General features: G+C 70.4%; 17 protein-coding genes. 9 read left to right on the forward strand and 8 right to left on the reverse strand.

Features of this window, described 5'->3' with window-relative positions:
- Window positions 1–4 precede the first annotated feature (4 nt).
- The gene (locus tag ABT367_RS03460; protein ID WP_352249114.1) at window positions 5–403 is read left to right on the forward strand and encodes a cupin domain-containing protein; all 399 of its coding nucleotides are present in this window, start codon (window positions 5–7) and stop codon (window positions 401–403) included.
- 62 nt (window positions 404–465) lie between these two features.
- Here the strand turns inward: ABT367_RS03460 and ABT367_RS03465 are convergent, their stop codons facing one another.
- The 3 genes from ABT367_RS03465 to ABT367_RS03475 all read right to left on the reverse strand — a co-directional run bounded on the left by ABT367_RS03465 (window position 466) and on the right by ABT367_RS03475 (window position 3,517).
- Window positions 466–1,803: an MFS transporter gene (locus tag ABT367_RS03465; protein ID WP_352249116.1), complete on the reverse strand. Its 1,338-nt coding sequence runs from the start codon at window positions 1,801–1,803 to the stop codon at window positions 466–468.
- Window positions 1,804–1,852: 49 nt separating this feature from the next.
- Window positions 1,853–2,428 carry a methylated-DNA--[protein]-cysteine S-methyltransferase gene (locus ABT367_RS03470; RefSeq protein ID WP_352249118.1) on the reverse strand — a complete coding sequence of 192 codons (576 nt, stop codon included), beginning with the start codon at window positions 2,426–2,428 and terminating at the stop codon, window positions 1,853–1,855.
- Between the two features lie 147 nt (window positions 2,429–2,575).
- Entirely contained in the window at window positions 2,576–3,517 is a 942-nt protein-coding gene (locus ABT367_RS03475; RefSeq protein ID WP_352249120.1) for a glycerophosphodiester phosphodiesterase family protein, read from the reverse strand.
- A 280-nt stretch (window positions 3,518–3,797) separates the two neighbouring features.
- Between ABT367_RS03475 and ABT367_RS03480 the strand changes: the two genes are divergently transcribed.
- From ABT367_RS03480 to ABT367_RS03505, 6 genes are all read left to right on the forward strand, one after another.
- A complete protein-coding gene (locus ABT367_RS03480) occupies window positions 3,798–4,634 on the forward strand; it encodes an MHYT domain-containing protein (RefSeq protein ID WP_352249122.1) in 837 nt (278 codons plus the stop codon).
- 83 nt (window positions 4,635–4,717) lie between these two features.
- Window positions 4,718–6,874, forward strand: a complete 2,157-nt coding sequence (uvrB, locus tag ABT367_RS03485; RefSeq protein WP_352249124.1) for an excinuclease ABC subunit UvrB — start codon at window positions 4,718–4,720, stop codon at window positions 6,872–6,874.
- 323 nt (window positions 6,875–7,197) lie between these two features.
- On the forward strand, window positions 7,198–7,776 hold the full coding sequence (locus tag ABT367_RS03490) for a TerD family protein (protein ID WP_199546743.1): 579 nt from the start codon (window positions 7,198–7,200) through the stop codon (window positions 7,774–7,776).
- 142 nt (window positions 7,777–7,918) lie between these two features.
- The gene (locus tag ABT367_RS03495) at window positions 7,919–9,928 is read left to right on the forward strand and encodes a TerD family protein (protein ID WP_352249126.1); all 2,010 of its coding nucleotides are present in this window, start codon (window positions 7,919–7,921) and stop codon (window positions 9,926–9,928) included.
- Window positions 9,929–10,234: 306 nt separating this feature from the next.
- Window positions 10,235–11,248, forward strand: a complete 1,014-nt coding sequence (locus tag ABT367_RS03500; RefSeq protein ID WP_352249128.1) for a TerC/Alx family metal homeostasis membrane protein — start codon at window positions 10,235–10,237, stop codon at window positions 11,246–11,248.
- A gap of 141 nt (window positions 11,249–11,389) precedes the next feature.
- Window positions 11,390–12,268: a siderophore-interacting protein gene (locus ABT367_RS03505; RefSeq protein WP_352249130.1), complete on the forward strand. Its 879-nt coding sequence runs from the start codon at window positions 11,390–11,392 to the stop codon at window positions 12,266–12,268.
- A 92-nt stretch (window positions 12,269–12,360) separates the two neighbouring features.
- Here the strand turns inward: ABT367_RS03505 and ABT367_RS03510 are convergent, their stop codons facing one another.
- From ABT367_RS03510 to ABT367_RS03530, 5 genes are all read right to left on the reverse strand, one after another.
- The gene (locus ABT367_RS03510) at window positions 12,361–15,747 is read right to left on the reverse strand and encodes an ATP-binding protein (protein WP_352249133.1); all 3,387 of its coding nucleotides are present in this window, start codon (window positions 15,745–15,747) and stop codon (window positions 12,361–12,363) included.
- Between the two features lie 29 nt (window positions 15,748–15,776).
- Window positions 15,777–17,042 (reverse strand): MFS transporter, encoded by a 1,266-nt coding sequence (locus tag ABT367_RS03515; RefSeq protein WP_352249236.1) that lies wholly within the window; start codon window positions 17,040–17,042, stop codon window positions 15,777–15,779.
- A 148-nt stretch (window positions 17,043–17,190) separates the two neighbouring features.
- Window positions 17,191–17,928: a D-Ala-D-Ala carboxypeptidase family metallohydrolase gene (locus ABT367_RS03520; RefSeq protein WP_352249135.1), complete on the reverse strand. Its 738-nt coding sequence runs from the start codon at window positions 17,926–17,928 to the stop codon at window positions 17,191–17,193.
- Between the two features lie 288 nt (window positions 17,929–18,216).
- The gene (locus tag ABT367_RS03525) at window positions 18,217–18,873 is read right to left on the reverse strand and encodes an MBL fold metallo-hydrolase (RefSeq protein ID WP_352249137.1); all 657 of its coding nucleotides are present in this window, start codon (window positions 18,871–18,873) and stop codon (window positions 18,217–18,219) included.
- Between the two features lie 81 nt (window positions 18,874–18,954).
- Complete coding sequence (locus tag ABT367_RS03530) at window positions 18,955–19,650, reverse strand: maleylpyruvate isomerase family mycothiol-dependent enzyme (protein ID WP_352249140.1); 696 nt, start codon at window positions 19,648–19,650, stop codon at window positions 18,955–18,957.
- 222 nt (window positions 19,651–19,872) lie between these two features.
- Here ABT367_RS03530 and uvrA point away from each other — a divergent pair, with 222 nt between their 5' ends.
- Window positions 19,873–22,923, forward strand: a complete 3,051-nt coding sequence (uvrA, locus tag ABT367_RS03535) for an excinuclease ABC subunit UvrA (RefSeq protein WP_352249142.1) — start codon at window positions 19,873–19,875, stop codon at window positions 22,921–22,923.
- Between the two features lie 55 nt (window positions 22,924–22,978).
- Window positions 22,979–24,721 carry an alpha/beta hydrolase gene (locus ABT367_RS03540; RefSeq protein ID WP_352249144.1) on the forward strand — a complete coding sequence of 581 codons (1,743 nt, stop codon included), beginning with the start codon at window positions 22,979–22,981 and terminating at the stop codon, window positions 24,719–24,721.
- Window positions 24,722–24,740 lie beyond the last annotated feature (19 nt).

A 24,740-nucleotide genomic window follows, 5' to 3' on the forward strand; every position in this document is an offset into this window, starting at 1 on the left:
GGCCATGACGACTGATCTTGATCCCGCAGCCACCGCAACAGCCGCTGCCGACAGCGCAGCCCCCGCTTCCTTCGCCGTGCACATCCCGGACGCCCAGCTCGAACCCGAACCGCTCGACCCCGCCCAGATCGTGTCGGGTACGCCCGAGGTGACCGGCAAGGTGCTGTGGGAGTCGCCGGACGGCAAGCAGCTGCGCGGCATCTGGCAGATCACGCCGGGCGTTGTCACCGACACGGAGGCGAACGAGCTGTTCGTGGTGGTGAGCGGCCGGGCGACCGTGGCGGTCGAGGGCGGGGACGTCCTCGAACTCGGGCCGGGCGTCGCGGCGGTGCTGCGCGAAGGGGACCGTACGACGTGGACCGTGCACGAGACGCTGCGCAAGGCGTACCACATCAGCCTCTGACGGCTGTGACGGTCGGTTCGCAGGCCGGCCCGTGACGGTTGGCTCGCCGCGTCCCGTTACGGTCAATTCGCCGCGTCCGGCGTCTCCTTCGCCCGACGCGACCGCAGCGGTGTGAGCACCGCGAGGGCGGCCAGCGGAAGCAGCAGTACGGCGGCGATCAGGTTGAGCCAGCCGTAGCTCGCCTGCGCGACGATCAGGCCGGCCGCGGCGCCGCCCAGTCCCGCCGCCGTGTTCATGGTCAGGTCGGACAAGCCTTGGGCGGCGGCCCGGGCGGGCTGCGGGACCGAGTCGGTGAGCAGGGCGGAGCCCGAGACCAGGCCGGCCGACCAGCCGAGGCCGAGCACGAACAGGCCGATGGCGGTCTGGGTGTGGTTCGGACCGGCGGTGCCGGCGAGCAGGGCCGCCACCGCGAGCAGCGAGACGGCGAGCGCGATGACGGAGAGCCGGCCTAAGCGGTCGGAGAGGCGGCCCATCACCGGCGAGAACGCGTACATGCCGGCGATATGGCCGCTGATCACAAGGCCGATCAGATCGATGTCCGCGCCGTGGTGGCCCAGATCGACCGGGGTCATCGACATGATCGAGACCATCGCGGTGTGCGAGACGGCGACCGTCACCAGGGCGAGCCGGGCCTTCGGCGACGCGGCGACCGCGGCCAGTCCGGCGCGCAGCGAACGGCTCTGCGGTGATCCTTCCGCTTCGGGTTCGAGGGCGCGGGCGGCGAGCAGCGGATCGGGTCGAAGCAGTACGGCGACGAGCACGGCCGAGACGACGAAGACCCCCGCCGCCCACAGGAACGCGCCCGACGCCTCGGGTATCCCGAGGCCCGAGACGCTGCGGCCCGCCGGCGCGGCGATATTGGGGCCGAAGACGGCGCCGATGGTCGTCGCCCAGACGACATTGGAGATCGCCCGCGCCCGGTGCTGCGGTTCGGCGAGGTCGGCCGCCGCGAACCTGGCCTGCAGATTGGCCGAGGACGCGGCGCCGAAGCCCGCCATGCCGATCAGGAGCAGCGGAAAGTTCCCGATCGAGGCCGCGAGCACCACGACCCCCGCTCCCAACGCGCCGATCGCATACGCGAGTACGAGTCCGGGCCGTCGTCCGCGCCGGGTCATCAGGGCGGCCAGCGGCATCGACAGGATCGCGGTACCGGCCACCGTCGCGGTCGGCGCAAGGCCGGAGAGCGCCTCGGTGCCGCTGACCTCCTGGGCGAGGACGGCGGCCAGCGCGATCCCGGTGGCGACTCCGAGTCCGCCCAGGATCTGGCTCGCGATCAGCACGGCGGTGGTCCGCCGGCGCAGCGCGGGCAACTGCTCGGGCGTGATCGATATGGAGGACGGCTCGGTGGTGGTCACCGGCGCAGTGTGCCAGGCGGGGGCGGGAGGACGGCAGGGCGGCATCTTGCGCGGCGTCCGCCCCGCGTCCGGCCCAGGCCCCCATCCACCCGACTCAGAACAACGGCTCCGGCAGCACCCCTTCCAGAGCGAGCAGCTTCCGCTTGGTCTCCAGACCGCCGCCGAACCCCCCGATCCCGCCGTCGCTTTCCACGACCCGGTGGCAGGGCACCACCACGGGCAGCGGATTGGCGCCCATGGCCATGCCCACCGCCTGCGCGGCGCCCGGCTGTCCGACCCGGTGGGCCAGATCCCCGTAACCGACGACGGCCCCGTAGGGCACACCGTCGTTCAGCTCGCGCAGCACCTGGCGGTTGAAGCCGCCGATCAGCGTCCAGTCCAGGTCGAGGCTGAACTCGCGCAGCTCCCCGGCGAAGTACGCGCGCAACTGACGTATGGGCTCGGCCAGACGCGGTGAGTCCGGCGCCTCGGCCACCGCACCGCCGAACCGGGCGGCGAGTGACGCCACCGCCTTGTCGCGCACCCGCGGGTGCGCATGGAAGACCACGTTCACCAGCCCGTCCGCCGTCGCCGCGAGCAGCAGCGGTCCGATGTCGCTGTCGACGACGGCCCACTCGACGGCGGCCTGCCCGCCGTCCGCGTTCCCCGTGTTCTGCCCTTCGATGTTCACGCGGACCACGGTACGGCGGGGCACTGACAACGCCGCCCGGGCTCAGCCGACGGCGGCAGCCTGTACGAGTTCAGGACTCAGCCGCCGGCAGCGTCCCGTACGAGTTCAGGACTCAGCCGACGACGGCAGCCGGCACGGCTTCAGGACTCAGCCGCCGACCGCGTCCCGTACGACGTCCGGCCGGTTGGTGATGATCCCGTTCACCCCGAAGCCGGCCGCGCGCCGGGCGTTCGCCGCGTCGTCGACGGTCCAGGTGAGGATCTCCAAGGGCCTGCCGTGCGGACCGCGCTGAGCGTGAATGGCCGAAACGTACTCAGCCGTGATCGTCCCGTGGTTGGAGTTGATCTGGTCCGCGAACTTCGCATACGCGGGCAGATCGGCCACCGCGGGCGTGCCGAGGAACCCGGTCTTGATGTCCGGGCGTTGGGCGTGCACGGACTTCACGGAGTCCGCGCCGAAGCTCTGGATCACCAGCTTGTGCTTGACGTGGTTCCGGTCGAGCCAGCCCGTCTTGCGCAGGACACGCAGCGTGTCGCGCTCGATCCCCGGGTAGAGCTCCGGCTTCTTGATCTCGAGGACCAGCTTCTGGTGGTTGCGCTCCACGCGGTTCATGTACTGCGTGAGCGTCGGCACCCGGGCGCCCTTGAACTTGGCGTCGAACCAACTGCCCGCGTCCAGCTCGGCGATCTCCGCCGCGGTGAAGTCCGCGACCTTCCACGGCGCACGGTCCGGGAAGACCTGCTCCACGTTCGTGGTGCGCGCCAGCGAGTCGTCGTGCATGATCACGAGCTCGCCGTCCTTGGTGCGCTGGACGTCGTTCTCGACCCAGGTGAAGCCGAGTTCGCGCGCCTTGTCGATGGCGGCCAGGGTGTTCTCGGGGGCGTACGCCGAGGCCCCGCGGTGGGCCACGATGACGGGGGTGTCGCTCTTCGCGGCGTTCGCCGTCCCTGCCGCCGTCGCCTTGGCGGTCGGGGTCGCGGTCGCCTTCGCGGTCGCGGGGGAGTGGGCCGGAGCGGCGGAGGCGGGCAGGACGAGGACTCCGACACCTATGAGAGCGGCGGCCGTGGCTGCTGCAGTGCGTGCGTGCACCAGAACTCCTCACGTCGTGCGATCACAGACCGACCGAGCGTGGCAGCTGGGCGGCAACGGAGGACAGGTGCAGGTTGGCCAGAAGTTGAACAGAGCCACTCAAGACGGAACATAGGGTTGTCCGCCGTTGGCGAAGCCGATGAGTTTTTGCCGGAGAATCGCTCGTACGTTCCGCTTGGAGCCTTAATCTCTGCTCAGCACCGGCCATCTGTCCGGCGGTGCGTTGGGGTGCGGGGGCGCCCCTGGGGCATATCAAAAGGGGCGAAGGGGTCATCCCACCATGCAGGGCACCGTCGACGGATTCAGTTACGGGTTGGTCACCCCGATCGCCGCATATGTGATGGCCTGCGTGGGCGGAGCCCTCGGGCTGCGCTGCACCGCGCGATCGCTCGTTGTGGGCAACTCCTGGCGCCCCGGCTGGCTGGCGCTCGGCGCCGCGGCCATCGGCTCCGGCATCTGGACCATGCACTTCATCGCGATGATGGGCTTCACCGTCAAGGAAGCGCCCGTCAGCTACGACCCGTCTCTCACCTTCGCCAGCCTCGGCGTCGCGATCGTCATGGTCGGCATCGGGGTCTTCATCGTGGGCTATCGAGGGCCCACGGTCATGGCTCTGTTCACCGGCGGCACGATCACCGGCCTCGGCGTCGCCTCGATGCACTACCTCGGCATGGCCGCCATGCGCCTGCGCGGCGCTCTGGAGTACGACACCGTCACGGTCGCCGCCTCCGTCGTCATCGCCGTGGTCGCCGCGACCGCCGCCCTCTGGTGCGCGGCACAGGTCCGCGGCTTCCTGTGGAGCCTGGGCGCCAGCCTGATCATGGGGCTCGCCGTGAGCGGCATGCACTACACCGGCATGGCGGCGCTCAGCGTCCATCTGCACGGATCGTCCGGTGCGGTCGCCGGAGACTCGCCCGCCGAGCTGCTCGCGCCCATGATGGTCGGCCCGCTCGCCTTCCTGCTGCTCGCCGGTGTGGTCGTGATGTTCGATCCGCTGATGATCATGGGCAAGCCGGACTGGCAGCCCGCCGACCAGGCCGGCAAGGGCGTTCCGGCCGCCGCGCAGCGGAGTGTGGGCGCCTCGCGCAGGAGCTCGCAGTACCGCCAGGACTGGTGACGAAGGGATCACCACAGGGGCCGGAAGGGCAGCGCTGACCGCGATCCCGCCCCGTTGTCAGTGGTGGGTCGTACGGTGGTTGCATGCGGCCCGAGACCGAGACCACCATCCAGAACATCCAGCGGAGCGAGCGGCCTTTCGAGGTCATCAGCCCGTACCAGCCCAGCGGCGACCAGCCGGCGGCCATCGCCGATCTCGAGCGCCGGATCCGCGGGGGCGAGAAGGATGTCGTCCTGCTCGGCGCGACGGGTACGGGAAAGTCGGCCACGACGGCCTGGATGATCGAGAAGCTCCAGCGCCCGACCCTGGTCATGGCGCCGAACAAGACGCTCGCGGCCCAGCTCGCCAACGAGTTCCGCGAGCTGCTGCCGAACAATGCGGTCGAGTACTTCGTCTCGTACTACGACTACTACCAGCCCGAGGCGTACGTCCCGCAGTCGGACACCTACATCGAGAAGGACTCCTCGATCAACGAGGAGGTGGAGCGCCTGCGCCACTCCGCGACCAACTCGCTGCTCACCCGCCGCGACGTGGTCGTGGTCGCCTCCGTCTCGTGCATCTACGGTCTCGGTACGCCGCAGGAGTACGTCGACCGCATGGTGCACCTCGAGGTCGGCGAGGAGATCGACCGCGACCAGCTCCTGCGCCGTTTCGTCGACATCCAGTACACCCGCAATGACCTGGCCTTCACCCGTGGCACCTTCCGGGTGCGCGGCGACACCATCGAGATCTTCCCGGTCTACGAGGAACTGGCCGTGCGGATCGAGATGTTCGGCGACGAGATCGAGGCCCTGTCCACGCTGCACCCGCTCACCGGCGAGATCATCAGCGACGACCAGGAGCTGCACGTCTTCCCCGCCACGCACTATGTGGCCGGCCCTGAGCGCCTGGAGCGCGCGGCCAATGACATCGAGAAGGAGCTGGGGGAGCGCCTCGCCGAGCTCGAGAAGCAGGGCAAGATGCTCGAGGCCCAGCGGCTGCGCATGCGCACCACGTACGACCTGGAGATGCTGCGGCAGATCGGCTCCTGCTCGGGCGTGGAGAACTACTCGATGCACTTCGACGGCCGCTCGCCCGGCACCCCGCCGCACACCCTGCTCGACTACTTCCCCGACGACTTCCTGCTCGTCCTCGACGAATCGCATGTCACCGTCCCGCAGATCGGTGCCATGTACGAGGGTGACGCCTCCCGTAAGCGGACCCTCGTCGACCACGGATTCCGGCTGCCGTCCGCGCTGGACAACCGTCCGCTGAAGTGGGAGGAGTTCCAGAAGCGGATCGGGCAGACCGTCTATCTGTCGGCGACGCCGGGGAAGTACGAACTGTCGCGCGGCGACGGCTTCGTGGAGCAGATCATCCGCCCCACGGGCCTGGTCGACCCGGAGGTCGTGGTCAAGCCCACCGAGGGGCAGATCGACGACCTGGTGCACGAGATCAGGCAGCGCACCGAGAAGGACGAGCGCGTCCTGGTCACCACGCTCACCAAGAAGATGGCCGAGGACCTCACCGACTACTTCCTGGAGCTGGGCATCCAGGTCCGCTATCTGCACAGCGATGTCGACACCCTGCGCCGCGTCGAGCTCCTGAGGGAACTGCGCGCCGGTGAGTACGACGTGCTCGTGGGCATCAACCTGCTCCGCGAGGGCCTCGACCTGCCCGAGGTCTCCCTGGTCGCGATCCTCGACGCGGACAAGGAGGGCTTCCTGCGCTCGGGGACCTCCCTGATCCAGACCATCGGCCGTGCGGCGCGTAACGTCTCCGGCCAGGTCCATATGTACGCGGACAAGATCACGCCGGCGATGGAGAAGGCCATCGACGAGACCAACCGCCGCCGTGCCAAGCAGATCGCGTACAACACGGAGCGCGGCATCGATCCGCAGCCGCTCCGCAAGAAGATCAACGACATCGTCGCGACCATCGCCCGCGAGGAGGTCGACACCGAGCAGCTGCTCGGCAGCGGCTATCGCAAGGACGGCAAGAGCGCCAAGGCCCCGGTGCCTTCGCTGGGCGGAGCGAAGGGTGCCCCGGCCAAGGCCGCCAAGGGCAAGGCGAAGAAGGCCGAGCCGGGTACGCCCACCGACCGTCCCGCGGCCGAACTGGCCGGGCAGATCGAGGAGATGACCGAGCGGATGCGCGCGGCGGCCGCGGATCTGCAGTTCGAGATCGCGGCGCGGCTGCGTGACGAGGTCTCGGAGATGAAGAAGGAGCTGCGCCAGATGCGGGAGGCCGGGCTGGCCTGAGCACCGGGCGGGCCGGCCTGAGCGCGCCGGGCGGGCCTGAGCACCGGGCGGGCCGGCCTGAGCGCGCCGGGCGGCCGGGCAGACCTGGAGACAGGAGGCGGACCGACGGGGCCGGGAGGCCGGACCGGCTCGCGCAGGGCCCGATTGGCACGTGAAGTCCCTTGCGGCGTCTGAAGTCCCTTTTCAGGCGCCGCGAGTGTTGCAAGACCGACACAAACCCCGGGCCCGGGGGTGGGCTTGTCAGATCCACTGCGTAGGGTTCAGGTCAACCGCAGGCACAGGCGGCAGGCGGGGAAGAAGTTGGGGATGAGAGGGGACATCGCGTGACGGTCAACATGACCAAGGGTCAGGCCATCAGCCTGCAGAAGAGCGACGGGGGCACGCTGACCGCGGTGCGCATGGGCCTCGGCTGGCAGGCGGCTCCGCGCCGCGGCCTGTTCGGCTCGCGTACGCGGGAGATCGACCTGGACGCCTCGGCGGTGCTCTTCGCGGACAAGCAGCCGGTCGACGTGGTGTTCTTCCGCCACCTCGTCAGCGACGACGGTTCGGTGCGGCACACCGGCGACAACCTGGTCGGCGGCGCCGGTCAGGGCGGCGACGACGAGTCGGTGCTCGTCGACCTCGCCCGCGTTCCGGTGCACATCGACCAGATCGTGTTCACGGTCAACTCGTTCACCGGCCAGACCTTCCAGGAGGTGCAGAACGCCTTCTGCCGGCTGGTCGACGAGACCAACGGCCAGGAGATGGCGCGCTACACGCTGGACGGCGGCGGCCAGTACACCGCCCAGATCATGGCGAAGGTGCACCGCAATGGCACCGGCTGGACGATGACGGCGCTGGGCCAGCCGGCCAACGGCCGTACGTTCCAGGACCTGATGCCGGCGATCCTGCCGCACCTCTGAGGGCAGTTCGCGGTACACGGCTCCCGGGCGCCCATGCGGCCACCGGGAGCCGTCCGCGTCCGCGCTCCGAGGCACGTACGCAATAGGCAAACGAGCCGGCACACCGCCGCGCCCGAACGCAGCGACGAGGGGGACCAACACCATGGCGGTCGAGCTGGTACGGGGTCAGAACACCCCGCTGCCTCAAACCCGTCTGGAGATCCGGGTATCCGCAGGCAAACCGATCGTGGCGGGCGCCACGCTGAGCGACGCGCAGGGCAAGGTGCGCAGCGCCGAGTGGATCGCCCACCCCGGATCGCCGCAGCTGCCCGGGCTCGAGGTCTCGCAGCAGGCCGCGGCGGATCACCGCCTGGCCGTGGACCTGGAGGCCCTGCCGGACGCGGTGGAGCAGGTGAACGTGCTGCTCGCGCTGCCCGTCGGCGTCGGCGGCCCGGTCCGCTTCGGCGCGGTCGCGGCCCCCTTCGTGGCGGTCACCGGACTCGACGGCACCGAGGTCGCGAGCTACACGATCACCGATCTCGACCCCGAATCGGCCGTCGTGGCACTGGAGTTGTACCGCAGGAACGGGGTCTGGAAGGTCCGCGCCGTCGGTCAGGGTTACGCGGGCGGGCTCGCCGAGATGCTCGCGGACCAGGGCCTCGACCAGTCGCGTGAGATCGCCTCGCAGATCCTCGACGCGGTGGCGCGCGGAATGGCCCGCTCGGTGGCGGCGCCTCCGCCGCGTACGGCCGAGGGCGATCGCGTACGGCACACCGCGGCCACCGCCGGTTCGGCGGGGGAGCACAGCGGTGCGGCGGCCGGTGAGCATGGCGCCGCCGCTCCTCAGCCGCCCACCACCGGCGGACCGGCCCCCGCGCAGCCGCCCACGGCGAACGGAGCCGGGCAGCCCACCGCAAGCGGACCCACGCAGACGCCCAACTCCGACGGCGTCAACTATGCGCACCCCAGCCGCCGCCCGGCCGCGGCCGCACCCCCGTCCCCGCCGCCGACCGCACCGCCCGCCCAGCCGGGGCAGCCCGCGCAGCCCGTGGCCGGGGACGCGACCGGCTGGTCGATGGAGGAGCGGCTCTACAACCAGGTCTGGGGGATGTTCGAGGATCTGGCCCGCACCACGGCCGCGTATCGCAGCGCCGTGGACTTCGCGGAGTCCCGGATGGAGCAGGAGCTGGACAAGGTCCTGTCCGATCCGCGCAGCCGGATCGGCGGTACGGGCGATGCCGCACGTGAGGCCGCCCGCGCCAAGCAGGCGAAACTCGTCGACCAGGCCCGTGAGGTGCTCGACCGGGATCTCGCCCAGCTCAAGGCCGAGGCCGAGGTGGTCGAGCCGGCCCTGCCGCACGCCTTCGCCGCCTGGGACAACCCGGTGTGGCATGCGTACCGCGTGCCGATGGAGGTCCCCATGGCGCTGCGCCTGGGCGATCTGCATCTGCCGGAGAGCGCGGACGTACGGATTCCGCTCCTCATGCGGCTGCCCCTGGAGCGCGGTCTGTGGATCGACAGCGGCCGCTCGTCGTCCGGCAGCGTCACGTTCCACGACAGCGCCGAGCTGCACCGGCTCGCCCTGGAGACGGCGGTCGCGCTCGCGGCCCGACTGCTCGCGGTCTACCCGGCCGGTGACTTCTCCGTGCACGTCATCGACGCGGGCGGCGGTGCGGCCGGTTCGCTCGCGCCGCTGCTGCAGTCCGGCGTGCTCCCGCATCCGCCGGGGCACGGGGCCCCCGGCGTGACCGAGGTACTCGCCCGCCTGACCAAGCGCGTCGAGCTGGTGCAGATGGCCATACGCGGCGGAGCCACCGACGCCCTGCCGCCGGACCTCGACACCGGCGAGCAGCTGCTCATCGTCAACGATTTCCCGCACGGCTTCGACGACCGCGCCGTGACCCAGCTGCGCTATCTCGCGGACGAAGGCCCGGCTGTCGGTGTGCATCTGATGCTGGTGGCCGACCGTGAGGACGCCTCCGCTTACGGGCCGATCCTCGATCCGCTGTGGCGTTCCCTGCTGCGCCTGACCCCGGTGCCCGACGACCACCTCGCCGATCCGTGGATCGGCCACGCCTGGACGTATCAGCCGGCCCTCGTGCCGCCCGGCAGCACGGTGCTGCAGCAGGTGCTCGCGCAGGTGGCGCAGGCGCGGCGCGAGTGGGGGCGCTGACAGGACCCGCACCGGCGTCGGAGGGCTCCCCGCTGTTGGGGAGCCCTTTGCCATTGCCGCTCTCTCCATTAGGCCCTTGACCTGCGAACTTGGGTTGTGCTTTACCTCACCCTTTACCTTCTCTTGGGTTTACCTGTAGTGTTCTGCGTGCGGAGGGGAGTACTCCCGACTGCGACGATTCCGTCAGTACGAACCCGCACGGGTTCCGGGACGTCGGCCCGACCGAGAGGTGAAAGTTCTCGGGTGGAAGAGACCTCCGGCAGCGACGACGCTGGATTTGTGCCGTTACGTACTGCCGGAGGCGCAGTGGATGTTTCCATGACCCTGTGGGTCCTCACGATCGTGGGCCTCAGTGCCCTTATCGCCGTCGACTTCTTCATCGGGCGCAAGCCTCATGACGTGTCGATCAAGGAAGCCGGAATCTGGACGGTCGTCTGGATCGTGCTTGCCGCGCTGTTCGGTGTCGGCCTGCTGATCTGGGGCAACAGCCAAGCCGCGGGTGAGTTCTTCGCGGGCTACATCACCGAGAAGTCGCTCAGCGTCGACAACCTCTTCGTCTTCATCCTGATCATGGCGAAGTTCTCGGTGCCGTCCCATCTGCAGCAGCGCGTGCTGCTGATCGGCGTCCTCGTCGCCCTGGTCCTGCGTGCGATCTTCATCGCCGCCGGTGCCGCGATCATCGCCAGCTTCTCCTGGGTCTTCTACATCTTCGGTGCGTTCCTGATCTACACCGCCTGGAAGCTCATCCAGGAGGCGCGGGCCGACGAGGAGGAAGACGACTGGGAGGAGAACAAGATCCTCAAGTCGATCGAGAAGAAGTTCGGCGTCGCCGACAAGTACCACGGCACCAAGCTCTTCGTGGTCCAGCACGGCAAGAAGGTCATGACGCCGCTGCTCGTCGTCATGCTGGCGATCGGCATGACCGACATCCTCTTCGCGATGGACTCGATCCCGGCGATCTTCGGCCTGACCCAGGACCCGTACATCGTCTTCACGGCGAACGCTTTCGCCCTGATGGGTCTGCGCCAGCTGTACTTCCTCATCGGCGGACTGCTCAAGAAGCTGGTCCACCTCTCGTACGGCCTGTCGATCATCCTCGGCTTCATCGGCGTCAAGCTGGTGCTGCACGCACTGCACGAGAGCGGACTGCACGTCCCGGAGATCTCGATCCCGGTCTCCCTGGGCGTCATCTGCGCCGTGCTGATCGTCACGACGATCACCAGCCTGATCGCCTCGAAGAAGATCGCCGCGGCCGAGGCGGAGGCCGAGGCCGCGAAGGCGACCACGGAGCCCGGCGAGAAGGCCGACATCGAGGCCTGATCGCTCCGTCAGCTCCCCTGGGCAGCCCGTCCGCACTCCGGTGCGGGCGGGCTGCCCCGTTTCCGGCCCGCCCGCGTTTCCGGCCTCACGTATAGCCGTCTTGTCGACGGCCTGTAGGCGCCTGCCGGGAGCCTCGTCCTCATGACGTACGACATGACGCTCCCGATCCGTTCACTCCAGGTCGTCGAGGTCCAGCGGCCTACGCCGCGCCTTGCGCGGGTCACCTTCGGCGGCGAGGACCTGGCGGGGCTCCGGCTCACCGGACCCGACCAGCAGGTCAAGCTCTACTTCCCCGTACCGGGCCAGGACGCGCCCGTACTGCCCGCATCCACGGGCGACTTCATGAGCTGGTACGAAGCGTTCAACGCGCTGCCCGAAGAGGTGCGCCCGTGGATGCGCAGCTACACGATCCGCCGGGACGATCCCGAGCGCCGCACAGTGACCGTCGACTTCGTCCTGCACGGGGGCGGCTCCGAGGGGCCGGCCACCGCATGGGCGCGGCGGGCCGAGCCTGGGCAGCGGCTCGCGATGTTCGGACCGTCGGCGCAGTTCGCCAAGCCCGTGCCGCTGGGCACCGCGGACTGGATGCTGCTCGCCGGGGACGAGGCGGCGCTGCCCGCCATCGCCACGGTGCTCGAGGCGCTGCCGCAGGGGGCGCGGGCGGTGGCGTACGTCGAGGTGGCGGACAGCCGGGACCGGCAGGAGATCGCGACGCGGGGCGAGGTGACGGTGCACTGGCTGGAGCGGGACGGGGCCGGTGCGGCGGCTCCTGGTGAGGTGCTGGTCGAGACCGTGCGGGCGGCCGTGTTCCCGGAGGGTTCGTTGTACGTGTGGCTGGGCGGTGAGGCGGGTGCCGTGCGGTCGCTGCGCCGCCACCTCGTGGACGACCGCGGGGTCGACAGGAAGTCCGTCCACTTCTCGGGGTATTGGCGGCTGCGGCTGACACAGGACGACGCGCCCACGGAGGCGGACCTCGCGGACGCGCGGGAGCTGCTGGCTCAGGCGGAGGCGGGGGAGTAGCGGGCAACGGCGGGGCTGGACGGGGCTGAGCGCAACCCGGGCCGTGCAGCGCGGGGTTGAGCGCAACCCGGGCCGTACTGCGGGATGCCGCCTCACACCAGCTCCGCCGCCTCCTCCACCGACAGCTCGCCCCCCTGCGCGTACGCACGCTCGTACGCCGCCGGGGCCAGCACGGCCCGCAGCTCCGTCTCCGCGTGCCGTCGCATCTCCGCCTGGTCCGGGAACGGGCGGAACCCCATCCCGCCGCTCAGCGCCTGACGGTCGTACGTGCCCAGCAGCCGCGCACCGTCCTCGCCCTCGCCGAGCCGCGCCTTCGCCCAGGCGGCGGCGAGGAACTGGTCCACGACCAGCTGCGGTGCCACCAGATACGCCACGCTCGCCATCCCCCGTACAGCTTCCCGGAGTTGGTCCCGCGCCGACGCGTACCGCCCCTCCAGGCAGTCGAGCCAGCCGCGGACCCCCGCGACCGTTCCATGGAAGAGCAGCGGCATGCCCGGTGGCAGGGCGCGTTCGACCTCCGTGAGCTGTTCGCGCGCCTCGGCCAGGCGGCCCGTGCTGCCGTAGTGACGGGCCAGCAGCAGCCGGGCCGTGCCGAGCGGTTCGTCCCCGTGGCGCGCCGACTCCTCGACGGCTTCGAGCAGCATCCGCTCGGCGGCGCCCCGCGCCTCCGGGTCTTCGGTCGTGTGCAGCCGCACGTCCGCCAACCGCGCCTTGAACACCGGCACTTGACGGTGTGCCCCCGCCCTCGTGGCCCCGTCGACGGCCCGCGCGAAATCCTCCGCGGCCTGCTCGAACAGCCCGCGCCGCAGATACGCCTCACCGCGCGCGGACAGCGACTCGGCGATGCCCCAGGGGTCGCCGGTCCGCTCGAAGTGGCGCAGCGCCCGGCCCGCGTCCTGCGTCGCCTGCTCCAAAGTGGCCGGCCGGTCATGCACGAATTTCGCCCGCATGAGCAGCGTGTAGCCCAGTTCCCAGTGGTGGCGCTCGCGCCACTCGGGTCCGAGTTCCCAGCAGTCGCGGACCACGGTGTCCATGGTCTCCTCGAGCCCGGAGAAGTCACCGGTCATCATGCGCGCGAAGTACCACATCGAGCCGGGCTGCCGGCAGACCTGCGGCAGTCCGCTGCGGTACGCGGCCACGATCCGGCGCAGGTACGCCAGTTGACCCGGGGAGTGGGGCGCGGGCCCTGTCTCCCCGTCGGCCTCCGCCCTCACGTACTCGTCCGCCCCCGCCTGCCCGTCCGCCCCGTCCCCGGTCGACGCAGCCTGCACGAGGAGCCGCGCTCCCCGTCGCGCCTCCCACACCTGTTCCTCGTCCCACGGTGGTGCGCTGTCCGTGCACCGCTCGACCAGGGGTACGGCAGGACGCACCGGTGCGTCGAACGGATCGGGACCGAGCGCCGCCACGGCCGCCGACCAGGTGGTGGCGTCGGCCTGATGTCCGCGCAGCTGCCAGAACCAGCTCATCGCATGGACCAGACACAGCCCGTCCTGCTCGGCGCCGAGCGCAACCGCCGTACGCAGCGCGGCTCTCGCGTTGTCGTGTTCGAGCTCGAACCGCTCCAGCCACTCGACCTGCCGCGGCCCCCGCAGCTCGGCCTCCCCGGAGCGCGTCAGCTCGCGGTACGCCACGAGATGCCTTCGCTCGTACGACGCCCGCTCACCGGACTCGTCGAGCCGAGCGGCCGCGTACTCGGCGACGGTCTCGAGCAGCCGGTAGCGCATGCCGAACCGGCCGCCCGGGTCCGCCACGACCAGCGACTTGTCGACCAGTGCGCCCAGCGCCTCAAGGGTGTCCTGTCCGCACACTTCCTGCGCCTGCTCCAGCGCGCAGCCGCCCGCGAACACGGCGAGCCGGCGCAGCACGGCCCGCTCGTCCTCGTCGAGCAGATCCCAGGACCAGTCCACGACGGCCCGCAGCGTCTGCTGACGCGGCAGCAGGGTGCGCCCGCCGCCGGTGAGCAGCCGGAAGCGGTCGTCGAGACGGTCCGCGAGCTGGCGCGGGGTGAGCAACCGCAGCCGGGCGGCGGCCAGTTCGAGGGCGAGCGGCAGACCGTCGAGCCGCGTGCAGATCTCCGTACACGCCTCGATGTCGTCCTCGGTGCGGAAGCCGGGCCGTACCGCCGCACCCCGCTCGGAGAACAGGCGCAGCGCCACCTCCTGCGGCAGGGGCTCCACAGGGCGGACCGTTTCACCCGGCACGCCGAGCGGCTCACGGCTCGTGGCGAGGACGGTCACCCCCGGGCAGCGGGTGAGGACCGACTCGGCCAACCGGGCCGCGGCGCCGATGACATGTTCGCAGTTGTCAAGGATCAGGAGCATCCGCCGCCGGCCGCAGTGCTCCACCAGGCGGGCCGACGGATCCTGGGAAGCGGGCCCCGGATCCTGTGCCGCCCCGGGGCCACGCAGCGTCGTCTCGCGTGCGCCGAGCGCCGTGAGCACAGCTTCCGCCACCGCCGATCCCTCCCGTACGGGAGCGAGTTCGGCCATCCAGACGCCGTCCGGCCACACCTCCTCCTGTGCTTCGGCCGCTTCCTGGGCAAGGCGGGTCTTGCCCACACCGCCGGGACCGAGCAGCGTGACAAGACGTTGCTTCCCCAACTCCTCGGCAAGGTCGGAGAGTTCCCGATCGCGACCGACGAAGGAGGTCAGCCGGGCGCGTAGATTGCCGGCCGCGCGACGTGGCTCGCCGGGGGAGTGGTGCTCGCGGGCCGGTCGGACTCCGTCGTCGGCCTGCGGTCCTGCCGTACCCAGCAACTCGCCGTAGACCTGCTGGAGTTCCTCCCCGGGATCGGTCCCCAACCGCTCCACCAGCATCCTGCGCACCTCTTCGTACGCGGCCAGGGCCTCCGCCCGCCGCCCGGCGTCCCGCAAGGCCCGCAGCCGCAGCGCCTGCAGAGGTTCGTCGAGCGGCTCCTGCGCGCTCAGCGCCGTGAGTTCGTCCAGTGCGCCGGCCGCCCGGCCGAGCGCCACCTCGGCCGCGAGACGCGCCCGGCGCGCCTGTGCGCCCCGGCGTTCGGCCCGTACGACCGCGGGGTCCGTGTCCCGCCCCGGCAGATCGAGCAGTACGCCACCGGTCCACAGCCCCAGCGCGTCCTCCAGCAGCCCGGCCGCACGCACGGCATCGCCCGCACCCAGCGCGTCGGCGCCCTCACGGGCCAGCCGCTCGAACCGGAACAGATCGATGTCCTCGGCCTTCGCCGCAAGCCGGTACCCGCCGGGCCCGGTCGCCACCGCATCCGGCCCGAGCGCCTTGCGCAGCCGCCCCACCAGCGCCTGCAGCGCTTTCACCTCGTCGGCCGGCGGCTCCTCGTCCGCGGCCCAGATCTGAGCGGCCAGCTGCCCGACCGGCACGCTGCGCCCGGCCGCCAGGGCGAGCGCGGCGACGAGCGCACGGATCCGGGCCCCGCCGAGCGGCACCTCGGTGCCGTCCTCGCGCAGGACCCGGGTGGTGCCGAGCAGACGGTAGCGATAGGTCACCCGGCCATTGTCCAGCGCCGAACCCCTGATCAGACGGCGGCCGCGTCGGCGGCGGCGACGGGCCGCGTCTCCGGCAGCAGGGCGAAGCACCCCAGACTGACCAGTGCGATCACGGTCAGATACGCGGCCACACCCCAGGGCGGCCCGTCCCCGCGCCCCGCCACGGCGGTCGCCACGATCGGCGTGAGCGCCCCGCCGAGAACGCCGCCCAGGTTGTAGCCCACGGCGGCCCCCGTGCAGCGCACCCTCGGCTCGTACAGCTCCGGCAGATACGCGGCGATCACCGAGAACATCGTGATGAACGCGAGCAGCGCGACCAGGAACCCGCAGAACATCAGCAGCGGCTCGCCCGTGCTCATCAGCCCGATCAGGGGGAACATCCACAGCACCGCCGCCCCGGCCCCGTACAGGCAAAGAGTCCGCCGGCCGAAGCGATCACCGAGCATGGCGGCGAACGGCGTCGTGGCCCCCTTGATCGCGACGGCGGCCATGATGCACGTCAGCATGACGGTGCGGGCCACCCCCAACTGCTCGGTCCCATAGGAGAGCGCCCAGGTCGAGACCGTATAGAAGATGGCGTATCCGATGGCCATGGACCCGGCGGTCAGCAGCACCAACCGCCAATGGTCACGCACCACTTCGAACAGCGGCACCCGCGCACGCTCCTGTACGCCGAGGAACTGCGGTGTCTCCGTGACGGAGTGCCGCAGCCAGAGACCGGCCAGGGCGAGCAGCCCCGCCGCCCAGAACGGCACCCGCCAGCCCCACGCCGCGAACTGGGCGTCGCTGAGCCCGGCGGACAGCGCGAGCATCACACCGTTGGCGAGCAGAAAACCCACCGAGGGCCCGATCTGCGGAAAGCTCGCCCACAGCCCGCGCTTGGCGGCGGGCGCGTGCTCGGCGGTGAGCAGCACCGCACCGCCCCACTCCCCGCCGAGTCCGAGCCCCTGCAGAAAGCGCAGGAGAAGCAGCAGCAAGGGGGCGAACACCCCGATCGCGTCATACGTGGGGACGCAGCCCACGGCCACCGTCGCGCCGCCCGTCAGGAGCAGCGAACCGATCAGGACCGGGCGCCGTCCGCGCCGGTCCCCGATGTGCCCGAAGAGCACCGAACCGAGCGGGCGGGCGAGGAAACCGATGCCGAAGGTGCCGAAGGCGGCGAGTGTCCCGGCGAGCGGCGAGAAGGTCGGGAAGAACAGCGGGCCGAGTACCAGGGCGGCCGCCGTGCCGTAGATGAAGAAGTCGTAGAACTCGATCGCGGTGCCGGCCAGCGAGGCGGCGGCGAGCCGGGTCATGGAGGGGCGTGCGGGGGCGGGGCCGCTCGGCGTTGCGTCGTGCATGACGCGTCAACTGCCCAGGTGGCGAGGCGGTTACGCAGGTGCGCGGCTCCCGTACGAGGGCCGCGCACTGGCGACCGTACGAGAGCCGCGCACTTGGCGCCCGTCAGATGCCGCAGCTGGGCGCGGACCAGAAGCGGCCGGATCGGTGGTCGACGTGGGTGTGGTCGTTGTGGCCCGGATATCCGGGGCCCAGAATGCCGTTGAAGCCGTGATTGCGGGCCTGCTGCGCCAGCCTGCACAGCGAGTGCGGGCCCGCGCCCAGGTCGGCCGCGTCACCGTAGAGATGGCGGCTGCCGGAGGCCCCGCCGACGGCGTCGTTGCAGGCGTGGGAACGGAAACCGCTGGTGACCCGGATCGGCTCGTCGCCGAGCGCGTGCCGCAGTGCCTCCAGCTTCCACATGGTGCGCAGGGCGTTGGACTTGGCGGTGGTCGCGCTCACCGCGCCCCCCGACCAGGTGGAGTTGCAGGTGTTCAACTCGGCGTAGGAGAAGTGGGCCGGCGTGCAGTCGTCGTCCTGCAGGGCGTAGATCTTGCTGAAGGTGGCCGGTCCTGCGATGCCGTCGGCGGCGAGGCCGTAGGCGGACTGGAAGCGTTTGACGGCGGCGGTGGTCGCGGGACCGTACGCGCCGTCGATCGCGAGGACGCCACCCGAACCCGGGTAGCCGGCGACGCGGATCTGCAGCTGGGTGACGTCGGCGCCCGAAGCGCCCGCCGACAGGGTGCGGGACCAGGTGTAGCAGCCGTCGGCCTGGGCGGTGCCCGCCGTGGCGAGCACGCCACCGAGCGAGGCTGCTATGAGCATGACAATCGACAACAGAAGACGTAAGGCACGTCTGGACATCGGGCCCTCCAGAGGGGGATGGGGAGTCCGGTACGGGGGGACAGCGCGCGCATCGCCGAGCTTGACGTGAGGGTCGACGCGCGTCAACGGGGCCGGCCCACTGCCATTTGTCCACCCAATGTCGACCGGGCCCCGGCCCGCGGAGGCCGCGCCCCTGGGCGGCGTCGCGCCCCGGATTCCGTCAAACCCGCTCTGACCTGCACAAACGGTCAATTGTCAGTGGCGGGTGCCACGATCGGACGCATGGACATCTGTGACGACGGCCGGGCGCCCCTCGCGGGGCCGGTCTCACCAGCCGCGGCGGCGCCACTCGGGCAACTGCGGGCGCTCGGCACCGAGCGTGGTGTCGTCGCCGTGTCCGGGATAGACCCAGGTCTCGTCCGGCAGCACGCCGAAAAGCTTGGTCTCGACGTCGTCGATCAGACTGGCGAAGGCCTCCGGGTCCTTCCAGGTGTTGCCCACGCCGCCCGGGAAGAGGCAGTCGCCGGTGAACACATGGGGGTGGCCGTGCGGGTCGTCGTAGATCAGCGCGATCGAGCCGGGGGTGTGGCCGACGAGATGGCGGGCGGTGAGCTCGACCCGGCCCACGCGGATCGTGTCGCCGTCCTCGACGAGCACGTCGGTCGGCACAGGGATGCCCTCGGCGTCGTACGCGCCCGCGTAGGTGCGCGCACCGGTGGCGTCCACGACCTCGCGCAGCGCCTGCCAGTGGTCGCCGTGCCGGTGGGTCGTGACGAGCGAGGCGATGCCGTCGCCGCCGATGAGCTTGAGCAGGGTGTCGGCCTCGTTGGCCGCGTCGATCAGGAGCTGCTCGCCGGTGGCCCGGCAGCGCAGCAGATAAGCGTTGTTGTTCATGGGGCCGACCGCGACCTTGGAGATCATCAGGTCCGCCAGCTCATGGACATCCGCAGGCCCGCCGACTGTCACCGCTCCGCTGTACGTCATGGGCTCAGCGTACCGAGCGGCCCCGGCGGTCCACAGGGGCCGCCGGGCGCCCGCCCGGCGCGAGGGTGGCGCGGCAGCGGGCTACAGCGCGGGCAGTACGGGCAGCAGACCGGCGTCGCAGTCCAGGCCGCCGCCCTGGCGCCGCCCGGAGAGCCAGCCGAGCAGGGCGGGCGCCGCTCCTATCACCGAGACCGAATCGCCGTCCGTGCTGCCGGTGGTCCACTGCCGGCCGTCGTTCGCGGTGACGGCGATACGGGGGACCGCGGCATTGCCCGAGAAGCGGTCCGCGAGGAAGGCGATCTCGCGGTCGGTGAACTCCTCGGGCAGATCCTCGAGTTCGTAGCCGATGCCGAGGTCGACATGGTGCAGTTCCACCTCGACGAGGCGGCGGAAGGGTATGCGCGCGGCCTGGTCCGTGACGCCGTTGCGCAGCTCCACGGTGCGCGCCCAGTCCGCGGGCTGCGCCGCCTGGGCGATGAAGCGGGCCGCGCTGTCGCGCACGTCGTCGAGCTGGACGTCCAGCGGGCGCGGGGCGTCGCGCGCGATATCGGCGTCGCGGGCTTCGGCGCTCAGATACATCGGGCGGCCGGCCAGGACGTTCACCAGGGCGTCGGCATTGCGGGCGACATGCGCCAGCACATGACCACGGGACCACCCCGGAAGGCGTGACGGACCGGCGACCGAAGCGTTGTCCAGCTTGGCCGCAGCGGCCAGTAGCCGGTCGGTCGCTTCCCGTACCAGAAGCAGGTCATGGTCATGATCGATCGCTGAGGGCATGGGCCCGACGATAGTCCCGCCACTCCTTCGGGTGAAGGTGGTGGACCACGACCGCAAATCGAATGTGCGTGCTATAGGCTCGACCGAGGCATCCTTGACAGTCGGGCCGCTCAACGCAATCCCGCTGTCTCAGTCGTTAGCAGTCCATCGCTGAGGCGGCCCTCGTAGTCTGAGAAACGGGGCCCCGCCCCCGCTCTCCCATCAAGAAAGGTGCGGACCGGCGTGGCCGACCGTCTCATCGTCCGTGGCGCGCGCGAGCACAACCTGAAGAACGTGTCGCTCGACCTCCCGCGTGATTCCCTCATCGTGTTCACCGGCTTGTCCGGCTCGGGCAAGTCCTCGCTCGCCTTCGACACGATCTTCGCCGAGGGGCAGCGCCGCTATGTCGAGTCGCTGTCGTCGTACGCCCGGCAGTTCCTCGGCCAGATGGACAAGCCCGATGTGGACTTCATCGAGGGTCTGTCCCCTGCGGTCTCCATCGACCAGAAGTCGACCTCGCGCAATCCGCGCTCGACGGTAGGCACCATCACCGAGGTCTACGACTATCTGCGCCTGCTCTTCGCGCGCATCGGCAAGCCGCACTGCCCCGAGTGCGGCCGCCCCATCACGCGCCAGTCGCCGCAGGCCATCGTGGACAAGGTGCTCGAGCTGCCCGAGGGCAGCCGTTTCCAGGTCCTGTCGCCGCTCGTGCGCGAGCGCAAGGGCGAGTTCGTGGACCTCTTCGCCGACCTGCAGACCAAGGGCTACAGCAGGGCGCGCGTGGACGGCGCCACCATCCAGCTCTCCGAGCCGCCGACGCTCAAGAAGCAGGAGAAGCACACCATCGAGGTGGTCGTCGACCGCCTCACGGTGAAGGACTCCGCCAAGCGCCGCCTCACCGACTCCGTGGAGACCGCGCTCGGCCTCTCCGGCGGCATGGTCGTGCTCGACTTCGTCGACCTCCCCGAGGACGACCCCGAGCGCGAGCGGATGTACTCGGAGCACCTCTACTGCACATACGACGACCTGTCGTTCGAGGAGCTCGAGCCCCGCTCCTTCTCGTTCAACTCGCCGTTCGGCGCCTGCCCCGACTGCACCGGCATCGGTACGCGGATGGAGGTGGACCCCGAGCTGATCGTGCCCGACGAGGACAAGTCCCTCGACGAGGGCGCCATCCACCCGTGGTCGCACGGCCACACCAAGGAGTACTTCGGCCGCCTCACCACGGCGCTCGCCGACGCCCTGAGCTTCAGTACGGACATGCCGTTCGCGGCGCTGCCGCAGCGTGCCAAGAAGGCGCTCCTGTACGGGCACAAGACGCAGATCGAGGTCCGCTACCGCAATCGCTACGGACGCGAGCGGGTCTACACCACCCCGTTCGAGGGCGCGGTGTCCTTCGTCAAGCGGCGGCACTCCGAGGCCGAGAGCGACGCGAGCCGTGAGCGCTTCGAGGGCTATATGCGCGAGGTGCCCTGCCCGACCTGTCAGGGCACCCGCCTCAAGCCGATCGTGCTCGCCGTCACGGTGATGGAGAAGTCCATCGCCGAGGTCTCCGCGATGTCGATCTCCGACTGCGCGGACTTCCTGGGCAAGCTGAAGCTCAACGCGCGGGACAAGAAGATCGCCGAGCGGGTCCTCAAGGAGGTCAACGAGCGGCTGCGCTTCCTCGTCGACGTCGGCCTCGACTACCTCTCGCTCAACCGGGCCGCCGGCACCCTGTCCGGCGGCGAGGCCCAGCGCATCCGCCTCGCCACGCAGATCGGTTCGGGTCTGGTCGGTGTCCTCTACGTACTCGACGAGCCGTCCATCGGCCTGCACCAGCGGGACAACCACCGGCTGATCGAGACGCTCGTGCGCCTGCGCGACATGGGCAACACCCTGATCGTCGTCGAGCACGACGAGGACACCATCAAGGTCGCCGACTGGGTCGTCGACATCGGCCCGGGCGCCGGTGAGCACGGCGGCAAGGTCGTGCACAGCGGACCGCTGGCCGAACTGCTCACCACCGCCGAGTCGATGACCGGCCAGTACCTGTCGGGCAAGCGGTCCATCCCGGTACCGGACATCCGCCGGCCCGTGGACCCGGGGCGGCAGCTGGTGGTGCACGGCGCCCGCGAGAACAACCTGCAGGACATCGACGTCGCCTTCCCGCTCGGTGTGCTCACGGCGGTCACCGGTGTCTCGGGATCAGGTAAGTCGACGCTGGTCAACGACATCCTGTACACGCACCTCGCGCGCGAGCTGAACGGTGCGCGGTCCGTTCCCGGCCGGCACACCCGGGTCGAGGGCGACGACCTCGTCGACAAGGTCGTACACGTCGACCAGTCGCCCATCGGGCGTACCCCGCGGTCCAACCCGGCCACGTACACCGGAGTCTTCGACAACATCCGCAAGCTGTTCGCGGAGACCACCGAGGCGAAGGTGCGCGGCTATCTGCCCGGACGCTTCTCGTTCAACGTCAAGGGCGGCCGCTGCGAGAACTGCTCGGGCGACGGCACCATCAAGATCGAGATGAACTTCCTGCCGGATGTGTACGTCCCGTGCGAGGTCTGCCACGGAGCGCGCTACAACCGCGAGACCCTGGAAGTGCACTACAAGGGCAAGTCCATCGCCGAGGTTCTGGACATGCCGATCGAGGAGGCGCTCGACTTCTTCGAGGCCGTGCCGACGATCTCCCGCCACCTCAGGACGCTCAACGAAGTCGGTCTGGGATACGTCCGGTTGGGCCAGTCGGCGCCCACGCTCTCCGGCGGTGAGGCGCAGCGCGTCAAGCTCGCCTCCGAGCTGCAGAAGCGGTCCACGGGCCGCACGGTGTACGTGCTCGACGAGCCGACCACCGGTCTGCACTTCGAGGACATCAGCAAGCTGATCACGGTGCTCTCGGGCCTGGTCGACAAGGGCAACACGGTCATCGTCATCGAGCACAACCTCGATGTCATCAAGACCGCGGACTGGCTGGTCGACATGGGTCCCGAGGGCGGCTCCGGCGGTGGTCTCGTGATCGCCGAGGGCACTCCGGAGCAGGTGGCCGGGGTGGCGGCCAGCCACACGGGCAAGTTCCTGCGCGACATCCTCGAGGCCGACCGGATCAGCGACGGCGGGGTGCCGGCCGCGCGTAAGCCGGCCCGCAAGGCGGCCACGAAGAAGACGGTCGCGGCGGCCAAGGCTCCGGCCAAGACGGCGGTGACCGCCAAGGCGAAGGCGGGGACGGCCAAGAAGGCGGCGCCCGCGAAGAAGACCGCCGCGAAGAAGGCGGCGCCCGCGAAGAAGGCGGCGCGGGCACGTAAGAGCTGAGCGTGAGCCGGGTGGTGGGGGGGGGGTGTCCCGCCCCACCACCTAAAGTTGCCCCATGCGCGATACGGGGCAAAGGGTAAGAAAACTGGGCAAGAAGTTCCTTGCGCAGCCCTATTGGGAGCGGCCCGCCGAGAGTTATCTCGTGCGCCGCTGGCCCGACCTCTTCGCCACCTGTGTGGCGACGGTCTTCTTCTGGCTGTCGCTCACGCCCTCCCTGGTACCTCGCCCCTGGCTGCTGCAGGGCGTCATCGGCGGGATCACCGCCGCCATCGGGTACGCCGTGGGGAGTCTGCTCAGCTCCCTGTTCCGCTGGGTCGTCAAGTGGCGCCCCAGTCAGCGGGCCCGGGCGCGCTGCTGGCTGGCGTACTGGATCCTCAGCCCGATCCTCGCCGGCTGGCTGATCTCCGAAAGCGCCCATATGCAGCGGCAGTTGAGACAGCTGCAGGGCCTGCCGCCGTCGCTCACCTGGCACACACCGATGATCGGCCTGATCGCGGTGGCCCTCTGGCTGCTTCTCCTCGTGTGCGCGCGTGCGGTGCGGCTCGGCTCCAGCAAGTTCATCCACTGGCTCGGCCGAGCGCTGCCCCGGCCCGTCGCCATCGCAATCGGACTCGTCGTGAGCGCGGTCGTGGTGTCCACGGCCCTGCAGGACGTGGTGTTCGAGCGGGGCGTCATCGACATCGCCGACCGCATCGCCAAGGCCACCAACAGCGGGACCAAGGAAGGGATCCACCGGCCCACTTCGCGCTTCGTCTCCGGTGGGCCCGGTTCCGCCATGGAATGGGACGACCTGGGGTTCCAAGGGCGGAACTTCACCGGCTCGGTGCTCAGCGGCCGGCAGATCTCACAGTTCACCAAGGAGCCGGCGCAGGAGCCGGTACGGGTCTACATCAGCTCCTCGGCGCCCGAGGCCTTCGAGGACGAGGAGCCCTTCCGGGCGCAGGCCGAGCTCGCCGTCCGTGAGCTCGAGCGCACCGGGGGCTTCGAGCGGGAGATCCTGACCATCGCCGGCACCACCGGCTCCGGGTGGATCGACGCCAACACCGTCGAGAGCCTGGAGTACATGTACGGCGGGAACACCGCGACCGTCGCCGTGCAGTACTCGTATCTGCCGAGCTGGGTGTCGTTCCTCGTCGACAAGGAGAAGGCGGGCAAGGCCACCCGCGCCCTGGTCGACGCGGTCCGCACCGAGCTGGACAAGCTGCCCGCCGAGCGCCGCCCCAAGCTCGCCGTGACCGGCGAGAGCCTGGGCGCGTACGCCATCGAGGACTCATATCGAACGGTCGACAAGCTCCTCGGCGAGACCGACGGCGCCCTGCTGCTCGGGGTCCCCAACTTCTCGCCGATCGCCCGCGAGCTGCGCGACCGCAGGGACGAGGGAAGTCCCGTATGGCGCCCGGAGTTCGAGGGCGGCAGCAATGTGCGCTTCGCCCAGTTCCCGGCCGAGGACCTGAAGCGGCCGCAGGCGAAGTGGGGCCACCCGCGTGCCGTCGTCCTGCAGAACGCTTCCGACGCGATCGTCTGGTGGTCGCCCGACCTGCTGCTCGAACGTCCGCAGTGGCTGGACCAACCGCTGGGCCCGGACATCACGCCGGAGATCAACTGGTTCCCGTTCGTGAACTTCTGGCAGACCACGGTCGACATGGCCGTCTCCTACGGAGTGCAGGCCCCGCACGGCCACCGCTACGGCACCGGATCGGTCGACGGCTGGGCCGCCGTGGCGCCGCCCGAGGGCTGGACCGCCAAGGACACCGACCGGCTGCGCGCCCACCTGGACGCCCGCCCGACACCGTACTGACGTCGCCCGATGTCGTACC

The sequence above is a fragment of the Streptomyces mesophilus genome (genome assembly GCF_040300965.1).
Classification (GTDB): Bacteria; Actinomycetota; Actinomycetes; order Streptomycetales; family Streptomycetaceae; genus Streptomyces; species Streptomyces mesophilus_A.

What these genes read in the sequence shown, in the direction of transcription:
- ABT367_RS03495 (WP_352249126.1), top strand. Translation starts at nt 7,919, where the DNA reads ATGGCGGTCGAGCTGGTACGGGGTCAGAACACCCCGCTGCCTCAAACC.
- ABT367_RS03515 (WP_352249236.1), bottom strand. Translation starts at nt 17,042, where the DNA reads ATGACCCGGCTCGCCGCCGCCTCGCTGGCCGGCACCGCGATCGAGTTC.
- ABT367_RS03460 (WP_352249114.1), top strand. Translation starts at nt 5, where the DNA reads ATGACGACTGATCTTGATCCCGCAGCCACCGCAACAGCCGCTGCCGAC.
- ABT367_RS03525 (WP_352249137.1), bottom strand. Translation starts at nt 18,873, where the DNA reads ATGACGTACAGCGGAGCGGTGACAGTCGGCGGGCCTGCGGATGTCCAT.
- ABT367_RS03530 (WP_352249140.1), bottom strand. Translation starts at nt 19,650, where the DNA reads ATGCCCTCAGCGATCGATCATGACCATGACCTGCTTCTGGTACGGGAA.
- ABT367_RS03540 (WP_352249144.1), top strand. Translation starts at nt 22,979, where the DNA reads ATGCGCGATACGGGGCAAAGGGTAAGAAAACTGGGCAAGAAGTTCCTT.
- ABT367_RS03465 (WP_352249116.1), bottom strand. Translation starts at nt 1,803, where the DNA reads ATGCCGCCCTGCCGTCCTCCCGCCCCCGCCTGGCACACTGCGCCGGTG.
- ABT367_RS03520 (WP_352249135.1), bottom strand. Translation starts at nt 17,928, where the DNA reads ATGTCCAGACGTGCCTTACGTCTTCTGTTGTCGATTGTCATGCTCATA.
- ABT367_RS03480 (WP_352249122.1), top strand. Translation starts at nt 3,798, where the DNA reads ATGCAGGGCACCGTCGACGGATTCAGTTACGGGTTGGTCACCCCGATC.
- uvrB (WP_352249124.1), top strand. Translation starts at nt 4,718, where the DNA reads ATGCGGCCCGAGACCGAGACCACCATCCAGAACATCCAGCGGAGCGAG.
- ABT367_RS03505 (WP_352249130.1), top strand. Translation starts at nt 11,390, where the DNA reads ATGACGTACGACATGACGCTCCCGATCCGTTCACTCCAGGTCGTCGAG.